This is a genomic window from Desulfovibrio mangrovi, assembly GCF_026230175.1.
Classification (GTDB): Bacteria; Desulfobacterota; Desulfovibrionia; order Desulfovibrionales; family Desulfovibrionaceae; genus Halodesulfovibrio; species Halodesulfovibrio mangrovi.
On sequence record NZ_CP104208.1, the window covers coordinates 1477150 to 1493817 of the forward strand.

15 protein-coding genes are annotated in these 16668 nt (G+C 56.4%); 12 read left to right on the forward strand and 3 right to left on the reverse strand.

What is annotated here, in order from left to right:
* Positions 1-19: 19 nt before the first annotated feature.
* From N1030_RS06890 to N1030_RS06930, 9 genes are all read left to right on the forward strand, one after another.
* Positions 20-286 carry a hypothetical protein gene (locus N1030_RS06890; RefSeq protein WP_265828504.1) on the forward strand — a complete coding sequence of 89 codons (267 nt, stop codon included), beginning with the start codon at positions 20-22 and terminating at the stop codon, positions 284-286.
* Between the two features lie 183 nt (positions 287-469).
* The gene (gene miaB / locus N1030_RS06895; RefSeq protein ID WP_265828505.1) at positions 470-1828 is read left to right on the forward strand and encodes a tRNA (N6-isopentenyl adenosine(37)-C2)-methylthiotransferase MiaB; all 1359 of its coding nucleotides are present in this window, start codon (positions 470-472) and stop codon (positions 1826-1828) included.
* Complete coding sequence (locus tag N1030_RS06900; protein ID WP_265828506.1) at positions 1822-2406, forward strand: bifunctional nuclease family protein; 585 nt, start codon at positions 1822-1824, stop codon at positions 2404-2406. Before miaB ends, N1030_RS06900 begins: the two co-directional genes overlap by 7 nt.
* A 174-nt stretch (positions 2407-2580) precedes the next feature.
* Positions 2581-3387, forward strand: a complete 807-nt coding sequence (locus N1030_RS06905) for an EF-hand domain-containing protein (RefSeq protein ID WP_265828507.1) — start codon at positions 2581-2583, stop codon at positions 3385-3387.
* 173 nt (positions 3388-3560) lie between these two features.
* A complete protein-coding gene (locus N1030_RS06910; RefSeq protein WP_265828508.1) occupies positions 3561-4217 on the forward strand; it encodes a histidinol phosphate phosphatase domain-containing protein in 657 nt (218 codons plus the stop codon).
* 87 nt (positions 4218-4304) lie between these two features.
* Positions 4305-5864 (forward strand): adenosine deaminase family protein, encoded by a 1560-nt coding sequence (locus N1030_RS06915; protein ID WP_265828509.1) that lies wholly within the window; start codon positions 4305-4307, stop codon positions 5862-5864.
* A gap of 191 nt (positions 5865-6055) precedes the next feature.
* Complete coding sequence (locus N1030_RS06920) at positions 6056-9175, forward strand: efflux RND transporter permease subunit (protein WP_265828510.1); 3120 nt, start codon at positions 6056-6058, stop codon at positions 9173-9175.
* 221 nt (positions 9176-9396) lie between these two features.
* On the forward strand, positions 9397-9810 hold the full coding sequence (locus N1030_RS06925; protein ID WP_265828511.1) for a hypothetical protein: 414 nt from the start codon (positions 9397-9399) through the stop codon (positions 9808-9810).
* 286 nt (positions 9811-10096) lie between these two features.
* Positions 10097-11272 (forward strand): tetratricopeptide repeat protein, encoded by a 1176-nt coding sequence (locus N1030_RS06930; RefSeq protein WP_265828512.1) that lies wholly within the window; start codon positions 10097-10099, stop codon positions 11270-11272.
* Positions 11273-11330: 58 nt separating this feature from the next.
* Here the strand turns inward: N1030_RS06930 and yjgA are convergent, their stop codons facing one another.
* The 3 genes from yjgA to N1030_RS06945 form a co-directional block, all read right to left on the reverse strand.
* Positions 11331-11864: a ribosome biogenesis factor YjgA gene (gene yjgA, locus N1030_RS06935; protein ID WP_265828513.1), complete on the reverse strand. Its 534-nt coding sequence runs from the start codon at positions 11862-11864 to the stop codon at positions 11331-11333.
* Positions 11865-11987: 123 nt separating this feature from the next.
* Complete coding sequence (locus N1030_RS06940; RefSeq protein ID WP_265828514.1) at positions 11988-12311, reverse strand: hypothetical protein; 324 nt, start codon at positions 12309-12311, stop codon at positions 11988-11990.
* Positions 12312-12481: 170 nt separating this feature from the next.
* Entirely contained in the window at positions 12482-12808 is a 327-nt protein-coding gene (locus tag N1030_RS06945) for a hypothetical protein (protein ID WP_265828516.1), read from the reverse strand.
* Between the two features lie 272 nt (positions 12809-13080).
* Here N1030_RS06945 and N1030_RS06950 point away from each other — a divergent pair, with 272 nt between their 5' ends.
* The 3 genes from N1030_RS06950 (at position 13081) to N1030_RS06960 (ending at position 16668) form a co-directional block, all read left to right on the forward strand.
* Positions 13081-15138 (forward strand): ABC transporter substrate-binding protein, encoded by a 2058-nt coding sequence (locus N1030_RS06950; RefSeq protein ID WP_265828517.1) that lies wholly within the window; start codon positions 13081-13083, stop codon positions 15136-15138.
* A gap of 181 nt (positions 15139-15319) precedes the next feature.
* Positions 15320-15814 carry a hypothetical protein gene (locus tag N1030_RS06955; RefSeq protein ID WP_265828518.1) on the forward strand — a complete coding sequence of 165 codons (495 nt, stop codon included), beginning with the start codon at positions 15320-15322 and terminating at the stop codon, positions 15812-15814.
* Positions 15815-15921: 107 nt separating this feature from the next.
* On the forward strand, positions 15922-16668 hold the full coding sequence (locus N1030_RS06960; RefSeq protein ID WP_265828519.1) for an N-acyl homoserine lactonase family protein: 747 nt from the start codon (positions 15922-15924) through the stop codon (positions 16666-16668).

The following is a 16668-nucleotide window of genomic DNA, read 5'->3' on the forward strand; positions in this document are numbered from 1 at the left end:
CGCCGGATACAGGACAACCATGCTTAAACTGGACTTTACCACAACCGGCTACATCCTCATGTGCCTCATCTGGTCACTGGCCGGAATCATAGGGGCCGTTCTTGCCCACAAGAAAGGACGCAACCCGTTCTTCTGGGGTACCCTCTGCCTCATCGCTCCCATTGCGCTTTTTGCCATCGGCGGCATGCGCGCACCGGGAGAACCGCTGCCGCCCATTTTCCAGAGAGAAAAGGAAGAGCTGGAACGGCAGGCGCGTGAACGCGCAGAGCAGCAATCTCGCCAGTAAACCCCGGCCCACTCGCTCTCTGAGGAGCCGGAGCACATGAACCATGCATTGTTCACGGTCCGCATAGAAGTATCTGCCGGTCCGCCTTGCCTCGGCAATATGTCAGAACCAGCATAACACAATTCCGAGGGACACCAGCGGCCCGGACCGGGCGTTCCCTTATTTCCCTGCATAGAGATAGTCATGATCGAACGTACTTTTCATATTATGACCTTCGGCTGCCAGATGAACTCCAATGACTCTGACTGGCTGAAGCGTTCCCTTGTTTCCCGTGGCTTCACCGAAGCGGCACAGCCCGAAGAAGCGTCTGTCTTCATTCTGAACACCTGCTCGGTTCGTGAAAAGCCCGAACAGAAGGTCTACAGCCTGCTGGGCCGCATCCAGACCATGACCAAAGGACGCGAGGATATTCTCGTTGCCGTGGGTGGCTGCGTGGCGCAGCAGGTGGGACGCGGTTTCTTCAACCGCTTCAAGCAGGTGCGTCTCGTCTTCGGAACGGACGGCCTTGCCTCCGCGCCGCAGGCCCTTGACCGGCTTGTGGAAGAGCCGCAAGTGCGCATGAGCCTGCTGGATTTTTCCGAAGACTATCCCGAGAAGGATCAGGAATGGTCCGACGGCGACGTACCCGCTGCCGGTTTCGTCAACATCATGCAGGGCTGCGACAACTTCTGCGCCTACTGCATCGTGCCCTACACCCGCGGCAGACAAAAATCCCGTTCCAGCCAGGTTGTTCTGGACGAATGCCGCAGCCTTGTTTCCCGCGGTATGCGCGACATCACCCTGCTGGGCCAGAACGTGAACTCCTTCGGGCAGGATTCCCACGGCGACGGCACCTCCTTTGCGGCTCTGCTGCATCAGGTGGCCGACATCGAGGGACTGGAACGCCTGCGCTTTGTCACATCGCACCCGAAGGACATCGCCGATGAAGTCATTGATGCCTTCGGCACCCGCGAAAATATCTGCCCCCGCCTGCACCTGCCCATGCAATCCGGCTCCGACCGTATTCTCAAAAGCATGGGCCGCAAGTACGATATCACCCGCTATCGCAGCATCGTTGAAAAACTCCGCGCCGCACGCCCAGACCTGCAGCTGACTACAGACATCATTGTGGGCTTTCCCGGCGAAACCGAAGAAGACTTCCTGCAGACCCTGCACGTAGCGCAGGAAATCGGCTTTGCCCAGTCCTTCTCCTTCAACTACTCAGACCGCCCCGGCACCCGTGCGGAAATGCTGGCCGACAAGGTTGCCAAAGAGGTCATGCAGGACCGCCTGCAACGTTATCAGGACTGGCAGTCGGAATATACTGAACAGATTCTGCAAAGTATGGTAGGAAGGAAGCTGGACGTACTTTTCGAAGGCATGAGCAAGAAGCCCGGAGGCGATGAGCAGAACGAAGCATGGCAGGGACGGGACGTCTTCGGCCAGCTGGTTCATGTAACTCTCCCCTCCGGAAGCGCAATGGCGGGAAAAATCATGCCGGTGACCATTACCGAAGCGAAAAAGCACTCCCTTATCGGAGAGAAGGCTGGTGAACCATGGTAGTGATGCAGGTTGCGGGACTGACCCTTGATGAACAGACCAAGGCTCCCATCCTTGTCCTCAAGAGCGCGCAAGGAAACGAGACGCTGCCCATCTGGATAGGTGCCATGGAAGCGATGGCCATCTCGGTGGTCATCAATGCGGTCAGCGTACCCCGCCCCCTGACACACGACCTCATGCTCAGCACCATCCGCAAGCTGGGTGCCAAACTCATCGGCATAGAGATCATGGACCTGCGGGATGGAACCTACTTCGCGGAACTGGATATCCTCGCCTCCGGTGTCCGCCACCGCGTGGATTGCCGTCCTTCCGACGGCATAGCTCTTGCCCTGCGCGCGGGCGTCCCCATACTTGTCCGCCAAAGCGTGCTGGATGCCGCCGCCACGGACAACCTCAGGCCTTCCAACTCGAAACCTGCCCATCTTATCGAACCTGCAGACGCCGCCACAGAAATGTTGCGCAAGGCTGAAAGCGCCCGCGCCCGCAGCGAGGGAAGCGAAGGCGTGGACGAAGGGCCGGATGAAGAGACGCTCAAGGAGCTTCTGAAACATCTTGAGCCCGACACCAAGACCAAGATGTAACACCACACCCTGAAAGCCGGAGCAATCCGGCTTTTTTCACGCCTGAACCTGACAACTCTTAAGAAAAGCCAATACCCCGTTAAGCCCCCGCGGTTACGGGCTTGCACGCATCGCACATGACACCGCCACAGGGCAAGAATTGCCCTATGGCCAACCCTAACAGAGAGGTAAGTCATGTCGATCTACGGAGTAAGCGGCAGCTCCTCCAGCAACATGGCGGAGATGCTCGCCCAATTGCGCAATGCGAAGCAACAGGATTCCGGCGGCTTCGCAACGTCCTTCATCGCCGATCATGATACGGACGAAGACAGCCTGCTGAGCATGAGCGAGACGGATTTCGGCGAAGAGCAGTTCAGTGCCATCGACAGCGACGGCGACGGCTATCTGTCCGCAGACGAATTGACCGCGGAGGAACAGCGCAGGCAGGAAATGGGAGCTTTCAACATGGGCATGCGGCAGCCACCTTCGGGCGGAGACATGGCCGCCTCCCTCATTACCGAACTGGACAACGACGGCGATGGCAGCCTGAGCCAGACCGAACTGGAAATGGTTGACGAGCTGTTCAGCATGCTGGACACGGATGGAGACGGCACTCTTTCCGCTGAAGAGATTGCTGAAGACATGCAGTCCCGCATGGATGAAATGCAGCAGACCGCCATGAACATGGGGGCCATGCCGCCCCCGTCTGAAGACAATGCAAGCGGCACAGCAAGCGCCTTTGAGTCTTCCTCCGGTAACAGCGAAGAGGAATATGACGATCTGGACCTGAACAAGGACGGCACGGTCAGCTTTGATGAACTCAGACAAGCCATGATGTCCGGCATGCTGGGCGAAAACGCCGCATCCGAACTGCTGGGCAACAGCACTGGCCAGTCGGAAACGGGCAGCGGCCAGGTCCCGGGATTCATGCGTCGGATGGCGGATCAGGCATATCAGGCCCAAATGGCCAACGCAGGCTCCACCACGGCGGCAGACCTGTAGCGTGCCTTGTACGCGGTCTGGGGCGAAACCTGAGCATCGACCAGCCCCAACACATTTGAATCACAATGGCCTCTGTCCGACGGACAGAGGCCATTGCGTTTGCATCCTCACCCGCTCTGGCGTATATCGCTTTTGACCCGTAACACACGACACCTTACCGGACAGGAACACATATGATCGACCTGCACGTGCACACCAGCTTCAGCGACAGCAAACACACACCGGCTCACATGCTGCACCTTGCCAAACTGGCAGGCTACCGCGCCATCGCCTTCACCGACCATGCGGATGCCAGCAACATGCGGCATATACTGGAAAACATGCTGCCCATGGCGCGCACCTATTCACTCCATGAAGGCATTGATCTCTTCGTGGGCGTGGAACTCACCCATGTACCGCCCGCACTGATACCGGACTGCATCCGTGAAGCACGCGAACTGGGCGCGCAGATTGTCGGCGTACATGGCCAGACCCTCTCGGATGTGGTGGAAGAAGGCACCAACCTCGCCGCCATTGAAGGCGGGGCAGACATTCTCTGCCATCCCGGCCTCATCACCGAACAGGAAGCCGTGCTTGCCGCCGAAAAGGGGGTGCTGCTCGAGCTTTCCACACGGCCTTCCAACGCCCTGTGCAACGGCTACCTTGTCAATATTGCCCGCCGTACCCAGGCAAAACTCGTGATCAATAACGACGCCCACGAAAGCAAGGATTTCATTCCCCGCGACAAACGCAGGGCCATTGCCATCGGGGCGGGCATGACGCCGGACGAATACCGCGCTGCGGAAGAGAACAGCCGGGAATTCATTGCAAGGTTGCTCCGTCCATCATAACGGTATATTACAATTTCCAGTACGCCTTGAACCGCTCCGGTGCGCTTCTCGGCAGATGAACCATTCAGTCCCATCGAGGAGATTTTCATGATCAGACTGGCCGCACTGATGCTGATGATCATAACCGTGATGAGTCCTGCGCTTGCTTCTGGCAAGCAGGCGTTTTCCCAGAACGAGAAGACCACAATAATCTTCTTCGATACCATCCGGGAAAACCCGCCCATGCTGCGCGGCTTTCTTGCCGCCATGCCCAAGGGAGCCGACCTGCACTCCCATCTTTCCGGCGCGGTCTATGCCGAGGATTATCTTCAGTGGGCCATTGAAGACAACCGGTGCATCAACACAAGAACCTTCGAAATCAGCGCCGCTACCGAAAAGACCGAGAAATCCGGCAAAGTGCGCACGCTGTGTGCCGAAGGCTCCGTACCTGCCACCAACATGGCGCAGGATACGGGCTTGTACTCTGACGCCATCAATGCCCTCTCCACCCGCAATGTGCAGTATACCTCAGCCATGTGGGGACATGATCATTTCTTTGATACCTTCGGCAAATTCGGCGCTTCCCAGCAGGGACGGCAGACAGACATGCTGGCCTCTGTGGTCAGGCGTGCCGCCGCCCAGAACATCATGCATCTGGAACTTATGGCCTCCATCTATCCGCCGGATATCAAGGCAATCGCCACATCCGTCGGCTGGAACGGCGATGCCGCAGCCACTTTTGCCGCGCTCAAGCAGGCCGGTCTTTTCAAGACAATACCGGCTTCCGTTGCAGCACGCCGTCAGTTGCTGGATGACTTGAAGAGCCGACTTAACGAAAAGGAAGCGGCAACCGGCGTCGACTTCATCCAGCAGGTTATCCGCACCATGCCTCCGGAGATCGTGTTCGCACAGATCGCCTACAGTTTCGAGATGGTCCGGCAGGACCCCGACACCGTTGCGTTCAACCTCGTGGCTCCGGAAGACAACCCCGTGGCCCTGCGGGATTATTCGCTGCACATGAGCATGATCGATGCCCTGTATTCCCTGCCGGAATACAGGGATACCGCCATCACCCTGCATGCAGGCGAGCTTACCATGGGACTCGTCCCCCCCCGGGAACTGGCCTTCCATATCCGCGAAGCCGTGGAAAAGGGCCATGCACGCCGCATCGGACACGGTGTGGACATCATGTATGAAAAGAGTCCGTTCGAGCTGCTGCGCAGCCTGCAGAGCAAACCTGTTGCCGTGGAAATCTGCCTCAGCAGCAACGACCGCATTCTGAACGTTTCCGGCGCCGAACACCCCTTCCCCATCTATCGCCAGTTCGGAGTTCCCGTGGTGCTGAACACCGATGACGAAGGGGTCTCCCGCATCGACCTGACCAACGAGTACGTCCGGGCTGCCAAGGATTACGATCTGGGATACAGCGAGGTGAAAACCCTCTCGCGCAACAGCCTTGAATACAGCTTCCTTCCCGGCCAAAGCCTGTGGGATGATCCTTCCGCGTTCACCATGGCCAACGCCTGCAAGGACTCGCTCATCGGACACGAAACCGCGCCCTGCACCAAGCTCCTTAATGAAAGCGAAAAAGCACGGGCCCAATGGAATCTGGAAATCGCCTTCTCCGAATTTGAACGCGAGGTGTCGGAGTCCATGGCAAACCGCTAACCTCCACATGCACTTGCAAGCGGCACCTTCCGGGTGCCGCTTTTTTTATCGACTCCCAACACATCACCTGCCACTTTCGCGGATCAGTCTGGCGCTTCGATTTTTGAGGCACTCTGTAAAACAACACGCGGCTTTACTGTTTTCCACGGCATGAGTACACTGACGCCGAACCTCAGCCAGCGAGTTACTTCATGGACTTCATCCAGTTTTCCATACGCAAGCCCGTTGCCGTCTTCGTCGGCGTCATTCTTGTGGTTCTGTTCGGCACCATCGGCCTCCTGAGCATGCCCTACCAGCTCAGCCCCACCGTCACGGAACCGGAAATCACGGTTACCACGGACTGGACTGGGGCAACTCCCTACGAAGTGGAACGCGACATCATTGAAGAACAGGAGAAGGTGCTCAAAGGCCTGCCCAATCTGATCACCATGGAGTCCACCGCCTCAAGCGGCAGAGGCCAGATCACCCTGCGATTCAAAATAGGCACCGACTCGGATAACGCCCTGCTCCGCGTTTCCAACAAACTCAACGAGGTGCAGAGCTACCCGCTCAACGTGGACAAGCCCATCATCAGCGCAACGGGCGAATCATCCTCCCCGGTCATCTGGCTGGTTCTGAAGGCGCTGCCGGAAAACTCCGTCTCTGCGGAGCGCTACAGAACCTTCTTTGAAAATGACATACGCCAGTATCTTGAGCGCGTGGACGGCGTTTCGGACCTGTTCGTGTTCGGCGGCACCGAGCGCGAGATGCAGGTTGTTGTCGATCCCCGAAAGCTTGCCGCACATAATCTGACCGTCAGCGACCTCATTGCCGTACTGAAAACAGAGAACACCAACGTCTCCGCAGGCACTCTTGATCTGGGTCGTCGGCAGTACCGCATCCGCACCGTTGCGGAATTCAACTCGCCCGAATCCATTCTGAACGCCGTCATCAGTTCCAGCGGCGCCCGCCGCATCACCGTTGCAGATGTCGCAGAGGCTTCCTACGGATATGCCAAACACACCACTGCCATGATGCACAACGGCGAAACCGGCATCGTCTGCGGCGTTCGTCCTGAGGCAGGGACCAACATTCTGACCATGACAGACGACGTGGAAGCCGTGGTGAACGACCTCAATGCAGGCATTCTCAAGGAAAACGGCCTGCGCATAGACTGGTCCTACGACCAACGTCCCTACATCAACGGCGCCATTGATCTGGTAAAGGAAAACATCATGATCGGCGGTGTACTGGCCATTCTGGTACTGCTGATCTTCCTGCAATCCATCACCTCCACCGTGGTCGTGGCTGTCGCCATTCCCATAAGCGTGGTGGGCACCTTCATCTTCATGAACATGCTGGGACGCAACCTGAACGTGGTGAGTCTTGCGGGCATCTCCTTTGCCGTGGGCATGCTCGTGGATAACGCCATTGTGGTTCTTGAAAATATCGACCGCCACCGCAGCATGGGCAAAACGCCTTTCCGGGCCACCTATGACGGCACATCGGAAGTGTGGGGAGCTGTCGTGGCTTCCACGCTGACCACTGTGGCGGTTTTCCTGCCCGTCGCGTTCATTGAGCAAGAGGCAGGGCAGCTCTTCAAGGATATCGCCATAGCCGTTACCTGCGCCATTACGCTCAGCCTTTTTGTCTCCGTTTCCGTCATCCCCATGTTGGCAAACTTGTTCTTTTCCTTCAGCAAACGGCGCGGATCCGACAGAAAGCTCATTCCCTTCCTAGATACTCTCGGCAAACAACTGGCCAACGCGTTCATGGCGCTGGTGCATCTTGCCATCAAAAACGCGCTGACGCGCACCGCCACCATCGTTCTGCTCACGGCAGTTTCCGTTTTCATCACATGGGCCGCATTTCCCAAAATGGAATACCTGCCGCAGGGCAACAGAAACCTCGTGCTGAACATCCTCATTCCACCGCCCGGTCTTTCCTATGAAGAGCGCAAGGATATCGGCGACTACATCCAGAACAAATACCGTCCGCTGTACACTACGGAAGAGGACGTGAACGGCCTGCCGCCCATCAACGCCCTGTTTTACGTCGGTGCGCCGGATTTCATGCTCTTCGGCACCACCTCCAGGGTCGAGGACCGCGCAGGGGAATACATCCCCGAATTCACGCGCACCATACGCTCCATTCCGGGCATGTTCGGCGTGTCCATGCAGGCGGGCATATTCCAGAACAGCATCGGTAAAGGGCGTACCATCGAGGTAGACCTGTCCTCAGGTAATCTGGACAAGCTCGTGGGCGGAGCAGGCGCTTTGTTCGGCACGCTCATGCAGGCCATTCCCGGCTCGCAGATTCGCCCAATTCCTTCGCTGGAACTGCTCTTCCCCGAAGTGCGCCTGCACCCTGAGCGCGACAGACTGAAGGCTGCCGGGCTCTCGTCCAGTGAGCTCGGAATCGCTGTGGATGTCCTGATGGACGGCAGAAAGATCGGCGACTTCAATGAAGAAGGGAAAAAGAAGATCGATCTGGTGCTCAAAGCCGGAGATCGCGACATTCAGTCACCCGAGGCCCTCTACTATTCGCAGGTTGCCACCCCCAACGGCGTGCCAGTTCCGGTTTCATCACTTGCCGGTCTGGAACGCACCAACGGCATTACCCAGATTCGCCATCTGGAACGCCAGCGCACCATCACGCTGCAGGTTACCCCGCCCCAGACCATGCCGCTGGAACAGGCCATGGACATGATTCGCGGCGACATCATTCCCAAGCTGCAGCAGGGACCGCTGGCCGGAATCAAATACCGTCTTTCCGGTGCTGCAGACAAACTTACCCAGACGCGGGATGCCCTGCAGTGGAACTTCCTGCTGGCCGTCGCCATTACCTATCTGCTAATGGCTGCCCTGTTCGAAAACTTCATCTACCCACTGATCATCCTGTTCACCGTTCCGCTGGCATCGGCAGGCGGCATTCTGGGACTCAAGCTGGAGAACATCTTCATTGCCCAGCAGCCCATGGATATCCTGACCATGCTCGGGTTCATCATCCTGATTGGCGTGGTGGTGAACAACGCCATTCTCATTGTGCACCAATCCCTCAACAACATCCGGGAAGGCGGGATGTCGCACAAAGAGGCCGTTCTGGAATCGGTCCGGACGCGATTGCGGCCGATCTACATGAGCGCCACCACATCCGTCTTCGGCATGCTGCCTCTGGCCGTGGCTCCCGGACCAGGCTCAGAACTGTACCGGGGCCTCGGCTCTGTGGTGCTCGGCGGGCTTGCCCTTTCCACTGTGTTCACTGTTTTCGTCATTCCTGCTTTGCTGCTCTTCGTCATCGGCATGGAGAAGACCTCGTCAGGTAACGACTGATCCACCGATAACGACAGACTTACCGAGGCAACAAACGCCGGACACGCACGTCCTCGTAGTGCTGACGCTGAAACAGGAAAGACTCCCCACCAATTTGTCTGCCAACCTCATTACCCCTGTGGTGTTTTCTGTATGTGGGGCTAAAGTTTCCTCTCCCGCTGCCGATAGGGTTTTTGTGTTACCCTAAATGGCAACTCTAAGACGGTACGAGGGAATGTATCATGCTTAACTATTACCGATACAAAGAGGTGTACGAGCTTTTCCTGAAGGGAAAATGCGAAGAAGCAAAGCACCTGCTCATGGAGTTGCAGTCACGCTACATTGAAACATGTGACGAAAACAGTGTTCTCAAATCCCAGATTCAGGAATTTGAGGACATTCTCTATTTATCCAAAAACCTCATCTTCGATGGCAGTCATTACTGGCTGATCACCGGAAACATTAAACAGGGCCCGTTCTGCTCTGCCTGCTACAACAGGGATGGAGCCCTCATCCGTCTGCACGACAACGAAAGCACGCGAAGATGCTATCACTGCGGAACGGAATACGACAGAGACAACGCCATTCAAAAAGAGGGAGCGGAGAAGGCGGTAACCCCGCCACGGCTGGCAAAGGTCATTCCTCTTTACAAGTAGAAGCTGAGTATGCGCCAGACTCACGCTGCAACAATGGAGTATGATTTGTTTCTGCAACGCATGTATATCGCAACCGGTCTGTTCTCATTACTCGCGTTATGCTTCCTCGCATACATGACGATGTAGCCCCCAACCGAAACCAAACGTGCATAACCGGCCCGCCTCATGGCGGGCCTTTTGTTGTCCGCCGCAAAGACTAAAGTTCCCCGACCGGCATGCCGATATGACAGGCAAGCTCACGCCGCCACTCTCCCCCGACGGGCGGCACAACAGCGAGGCCCTGACAATGCGAAAAAAAACAGTTTCTCCCTTTGCGTCCGCACTCATCATTGCGGACGTCGAAGGCGTTGCCGCCATAGATCGTAGCGCCCTGCACAGCCAAGGTATACGGCACGTGCGTATACTCTCGTCCGGCGAAGAGGCGGCAAGACTTCTGGCAAAACAGACTGCCGACGAAACCGCGCGGAACGATATTCCTCCTTTTGATCTGGTCATCTGCAACGCCACGCTTGCCGACATGCGAGGAGCCGATTTTATCGGCATCATCCGTAAGCACCCCAAACTTGCGGCGCTGCCTGTGGTGCTGGCATCCGCCAACGCCACGCGTGCTGACGTGCTTGCAGGCATCAAGGCAGGATGCTCAGGCTTTCTCCTGCGCCCCTATACCACTACAGCCTTTGAGGAACAGTTGTTTCTGGCCGCCAAAGCCCTGACCGGATCATATTTCGAAAACAGAATGCGCAAGGGACAACAGGCTCTGGAAACCAGCGACTTTGACAAGGCGCTGGAAGAACTGCACGCAGTAGCGGATGTTGCCCGTCCGCGTGCAGAAGTGCTGTATGAGGCAGGCATGGATAAACTTGCCGCCGGAGATTACAACGGGGCCATCAGCGCCTTCAACAAGGCAGTCCGCCTCAACGTGCTGTATGCCGAGGCGTATCTGGGCCTTGCCCGTGCATGGCGCGGCAAGGGCGATTCCAGACAGGCACAGAAATATCTGCGCATGGCTGCGGAAGCCTATGCCCGCCTTGAGCAGTTTGCCGAATCCCGCAGCGTCTTCCAGCAGCTTGCCAAGGAACGGCCGGACGTGCCCAACCCCTTAACCGGCACAGCCAACTTCCTGCTGAAACAGGGAAATTACACGGCCGCAGCCCGCGCCTTTGCAGAAAGCCACCGGCTTGAGCCGCAGGCAGACCTGACCACCCAGATATCCCGAGCATGTCACTTCACCGACAAACCGGAAGCGACTGCCAAGGCACTGTACCTTGCTCTGGAGCATCTGGGTGAAAAGGACATTGCCGAACGCATCCATCGCAGGATCCTTTCCGATCCTTCTCCGCGGGATGCCCATCCATCCTCTGCCTTGCTGTCCCGCTTCCCGCGGCTCACCGAGATGCTCTCCGTCGCCCGATACACCATTCGGCTGTATCGTGAGACAAAACTGGCTGACGACGCAGCGTAAGCGCAATCAGAAGAAAACAGAAAAGCCGGGCAGTGCCCGGCTTTTTCATGCGATCAACCTACTCCTGTTCCTCAAAATCTCTCAGATATCGGAACAGTGTTCTGGCTGCCTTGGGTGGCTTACCCGCAGCAATTTCCTTCTTGCCGTTGCGCACCAACTGGCGCACGTACTGCACATCCGCTGCCGGATACATTTCCAGCATGTCGTCCAGTGCATCGGCCTTTTCGGCCATAAGCCCATCCCGCAGCCTCTCAAGATGATGAAAGTCGGCTGTAGCGGAAGCGCGTCCGGCATGATAGTCGTTCAAGCGGGCTTCAATCTCGGTGATATCGATCTCTCGCAACATTTTTCCGATGAATTGCATCTGTCGGCGTTTGGCTTCATGCTTGGAATACTTGTGATAGTCTTCAAAGGCCGCCACAAGGGCAGGCGGAAGCCCGAAGCTGCGCACTGCCGTTATGGGCATGCACGCCAGATCTTCGCCGATCTTCTGGCGGGCCGTGCTTCTGCGCTTCTTTTCTGAACGGCTGAGATACTCCTCGTCCCCGTTCTCATCCAATTCGTCGTTCATGATATCAAAATCTTCAGTCATGCGTCCTCCGCTGCCAAGCCCTGTACGCTACCAAGGCATATACGTCCACCCCCCACCCGCGCCGTGGGGATATAAAAAAGCGGCCCTCAGGCGGGCCGCTTCATCATACTCGCAATGGTAATTTCATGCACGCTTTTCCGGTGTGGTTATCTTCCAGAGGGCCGGCGGCAATTCCACATTGAACTCCACATCCCGTTCCGGCACCGACAGCACCAGCAGCAAGTTGCCCGAAGGTTCCAGCCGGAAGACATACTGGAACAGCCTGTCATGGATGATCGAAACGGGAACCCCTGCCTCTGAGGCGACGTGTTTGGAAGCCTCTTCCAGGACCTTTGCAGCTTCCTGATGCAGGGCGAGGTTCTCGGGATCCATGCATATGACTCTCTGTTCCGGCCTGAGTACCTGCAAACGCTTGCGGATATACTCCTGGCGCATGGGAATCTGCATGACCACACACTCCTTTGCGTAACACGCACCGGCTGCCCAATTACCTCCAGTGCTTCTGCTGCGAACAATCAGATCATGGCGCAAAGTCATAAGAATTCACAGATGTTACTCAAAGAATAATTAATGATTCCGCATACTCCGTCAAGCCTGTTTTCGAAACTCCGCCCTTGTCAATTCAAGTAATGGCTCTGGCCCTTGAACGTCCACATGCGCGCAGGCACTTCAGCAAACAGCTCAAGCCCGTGCTCCGGCATGTAAATGGCCATGACCAGTGATCCGGAAGGCTCCACATAATACATGTTATCGAACAGATTGTTCACCACATCCTGTCCTCGCAACCCCACGGCTTCTGCGACCTTGATGGCTGAACGGGCAATGGCCCGCTTGCCCTCCATGAGGATGAGAATGTCAGAAGCGCTCACATGCACAGCGCGTTGGCCCTCGTAGAGCGCCTCAACCCTTTCCACAACTTGTGCTTCAATGGAATATTCCTGCATGACAGCCTCCTTTCGGATAATCTCCCCTCAAATCTTGATGAAAGACTTGCAATGGCAATGCCACAAATACTAAATGTATTACTATCGACACAATAGCTGCACCCGTGTTAGAGAAAGGAATCACAAGCCCCAGATAGCGAGCACCAGGAAAAGAAAATGCGGAAAATCTGACCATGAGAAATGTATTTCCCGCCGCTACATTGACACAGCTTGGGCATCCACTTACCATTCCGAAACAAGTGCTCAACATTTCTTACAGGAATTAAAGCAAGATGGCAGCAACCAAAACCGCCCTCTCCTCTGACCTCACTGCCTCAAGAGAGAAAGGTTACTACCGGGAAAACAAGCTCTTTCCTTTGCTGCTTTGCGCCTTGTTCCTGCTGTTGGCACTTCCGCAAACAGCATCTGCCACATTCCGGAAAGTTACCTTGCAGCTGCACTGGCAGAATCAATTCGAGTTTGCCGGTTACTACGCCGCCATTGAACAGGGCTACTACCGGCAGGAAGGCTTGGATGTAACCATTTTGGAAGGTGGCCCGGGAATTGTTCCCATTACGCAGATCATGCAAGGCAAGGCAGAGTTTTGCGTCGGCGGCTCGGAAATGCTGCTGGCCCGCCTGCGTGGGCAACCCGTTGTAGCCCTTGCCGCCATTTTCCAGCACTCTGCAGCAACCCTGCTGGTCAGATCCGACTCCGGCATCTACACCCCGCAGGATCTTGCCGGTCGCATACTGGAAATGGGCGATCTTGAAAGCGATGCCGAAATCTATGCCCTGCTCATGAACGAAGGGCTGACCAAGGACAAGGTCATTCACGTGCCTTCCACCTTTACCATGGATGGCATCGTCAACAAAAAGGTGGAAGCCCTCTCCAGCTACCTTTCCAACCAGCCATTTTTTCTGAAGAAGGCCTCCATCCCCTACCGCCTGCTCCGCCCCCTGTGGTACGGCATCGACTTTTATGGCGACAGCCTGTTTACCACAGAAACTCTTGCCGCTCAGGACCCTGATCTGGTTGAGGCATTCACCCGTGCGTCTCTCAAGGGATGGCACTATGCCCTGAACCATCCAGATGAACTCATCCGCACCATCTCCACCAAATACCCGCCATCCCTCATCCCGAGAACGCAGGAGCATCTCTGGTTCGAGTACCAGGAGATGAAGAAGCTGATCATGCCCACGGTAATCGAGATCGGGCACATGAATCCGGGACGATTCCGGCACATGGCAGATACATTTGTCCAACTCGGTCTTGCCAAGCCAGGATACAACCTGAACAATTTCATCTACCGGCCCACGCAGGCCATCATCGACTGGCATAGCTACGAAACGCAGTTCGTTCTCTACGCCACTCCGGCGACTGCCCTGTTGTTTCTGATGTGGTGGACATTCCGACGCAGACTTTTCTCTGAGCATACCCTTCGGGTGCAGACCGAATCCGATCTGGATACCATGCGCTTCAAAACACGCCAGATTCTTGCCAGCACGCAGGCGGGATATTGGGAGTGGGATATCCGACAGAACGAATTCTATCTGGATGAACGGGCGGCTTCCCTGCTCGGCCTGCCATCAGTGCCCATCCTGCTTACCCCGGAAGAAATCGATAAGCTTGCCGAATCACCGGTAAGCACCTTCCATGCGGCACTGAAGGCCGCGCTGCAGGACAGCACCGAGACAATCAATCTGGAATTCCGAACCAGCGCCAGCGGCCTTCGCTGGGTTGCCTGTAACGGCACTCTGGTGCAAACCGGCAGCCTGCCTCCCCGACAGGCTTCAGGCACACTGCAGGATATTACTCCCTTCAAGCAGTTGACGAGAGAAGTACAGGAGATTACCCACACCGGCGCTCTGAACGCCATTCCGAACAGACACCTCTTCTTCCAGAAAGCAGAAGCCTGCTTCGATCAGGTCAGGGAACGGGGTACACCGGCTAGCATTGCCATTCTGGACATCGACCAGACCAGTGAGCTCTCAGGCACACACGGCATCATCGCCACAGAGCAACTCATAAAGCATTTCAACGCGGCGCTCACGGCATCGTTACGTCATCAGGACACGGTGGCACTCATGGGCACCAGTGAGTTTTTCATCCTTTTCCCCGAGGCCGACAAGACTCTCTGCCGTACGTTGATCGACTCCTTCCGCGCCACAATGGAAACGACAAGCTTCAGTGCCAATGGAACTCCCGTGAAGGTCACATTCTCAGGCGGCATTGCAGACACGATGGAACTGCCCGCCGAAGACCTGCGCCCCAGAGCCCTTATTGCCATTGCGGACAAGCGGCTGAACATGGCCAAGAAGACCGGTCAGGACAGAGTCGTCGCCGACTGATATCGCCTGCAGCTTCCAGCATAATTCACCCCCTCATCATGCTCCCATCCCCGCGCTCTCCGGGCGGGGGACACCTTGTCGCGTCCACAGACAGGACCTACAACTCCGGCCGCAGGGCGCATGCTTCGAGATATTGACGCATCGCTTTCGCTGACATAGAGCTATCTCACGGGAGCATTGCATGCGTACACGATTCACGGAAGCGATATCGCGCTACGTCCGGGTAGCCCCTTTTCCCCATATGACCACAATCAGCATGGCGGGGCTCTCTCTGCTGTGCGGAGCAGAAGCCAGCCTTGAAAGCGATTCCGGCAATCGTTTTCTTGCTGCCGTGTTCTGGGTTCTTTCAGCCCTGTTTGCATGGGGCATTTTGCTGTGTCAGGCAGACGCCCTTTCGCGCTTCAGGGAGTTCGAGCGGGTTCGCGCCACATTACGACGCTACGGCTTCAAACCGCGCATTCTGCGACCGGTCTCCTCTTCCCGTTGCCAGCGGGATGCGGCTCTCCTTGCTGCCTCGGAGACGGGATTCCGTGCACAGGCCCATCGGTATTTCCGCGAGCTTGGCTACCGGTGGTATCACATCCTGCCCGACCGCATTGTGGCCAACCCACTGTATTTCTTCCATCCCGATTTTTTACGCAGCACCTTTCTGCCCCGCCGCAGCACACAGGAATAGCGCCCATCCCAAAAACCTCCTTTTTCGGGAGGACATCTCATGACATCCGGAATGAAAGTACTTATAGTCTCCGTGATTCCATCTGACATTCGCATACGGAGAACGCCATGCAGTACAAGATCCACCCCATTGTCATGGGCACCAAGGTATTCGATAAAGGCATGATGACCTATCAGCACGACTACGGGAAATCCTACACCATTCCCATCTACTGCTGGTACGTTGAAGGCGGCGACAAGAAGATTCTTGTGGATACGGGCGAAATGCAGCCCATCAAGTCCGAGGATCGTGAAAAGGCCATTGGCGGCCCCATCTACACCTTTGAAGAAGGTCTCGCCAAATACGGCCTCACGCCGGACGACATAGACATTATCATCCACACGCACCTGCACAACGACCACTGCGAAAACGACTACAAGTGCGCAAATGCCGAAATCTACGTGCACGAACGCGAGCTTGAACGCATCCACGATCCGCATCCGCTGGACTTCCGCTATCTTGAAGACTACATCGAAGACGTGGAGGAAAACGGCCAGATCCGGGCAATCACGGAAAGCGAAAAGGAAATCGTGTCCGGCATCCGTGTCATTCACACCCCGGCACACACCGAGGGCGGCCTGAGTGTGCTTATCGATACCGCAGAGGGCACCGTTGCCATCACCGGCTTCTGCGTCATCGACGAAAACCTCAATCCCCCTGCAGAAATACGCGCCAAGGAGATGGAAGTCATTCCCCCCGGCACCTGTATCAACCCCGTGGAGAGCTACGAAATCATGCTCAAGGTGAAATCCCTGGCTTCCACGGTCATCGCATTGCATGAGCCGCGCTACGCGAGCATAGAAACCATAGGCTAA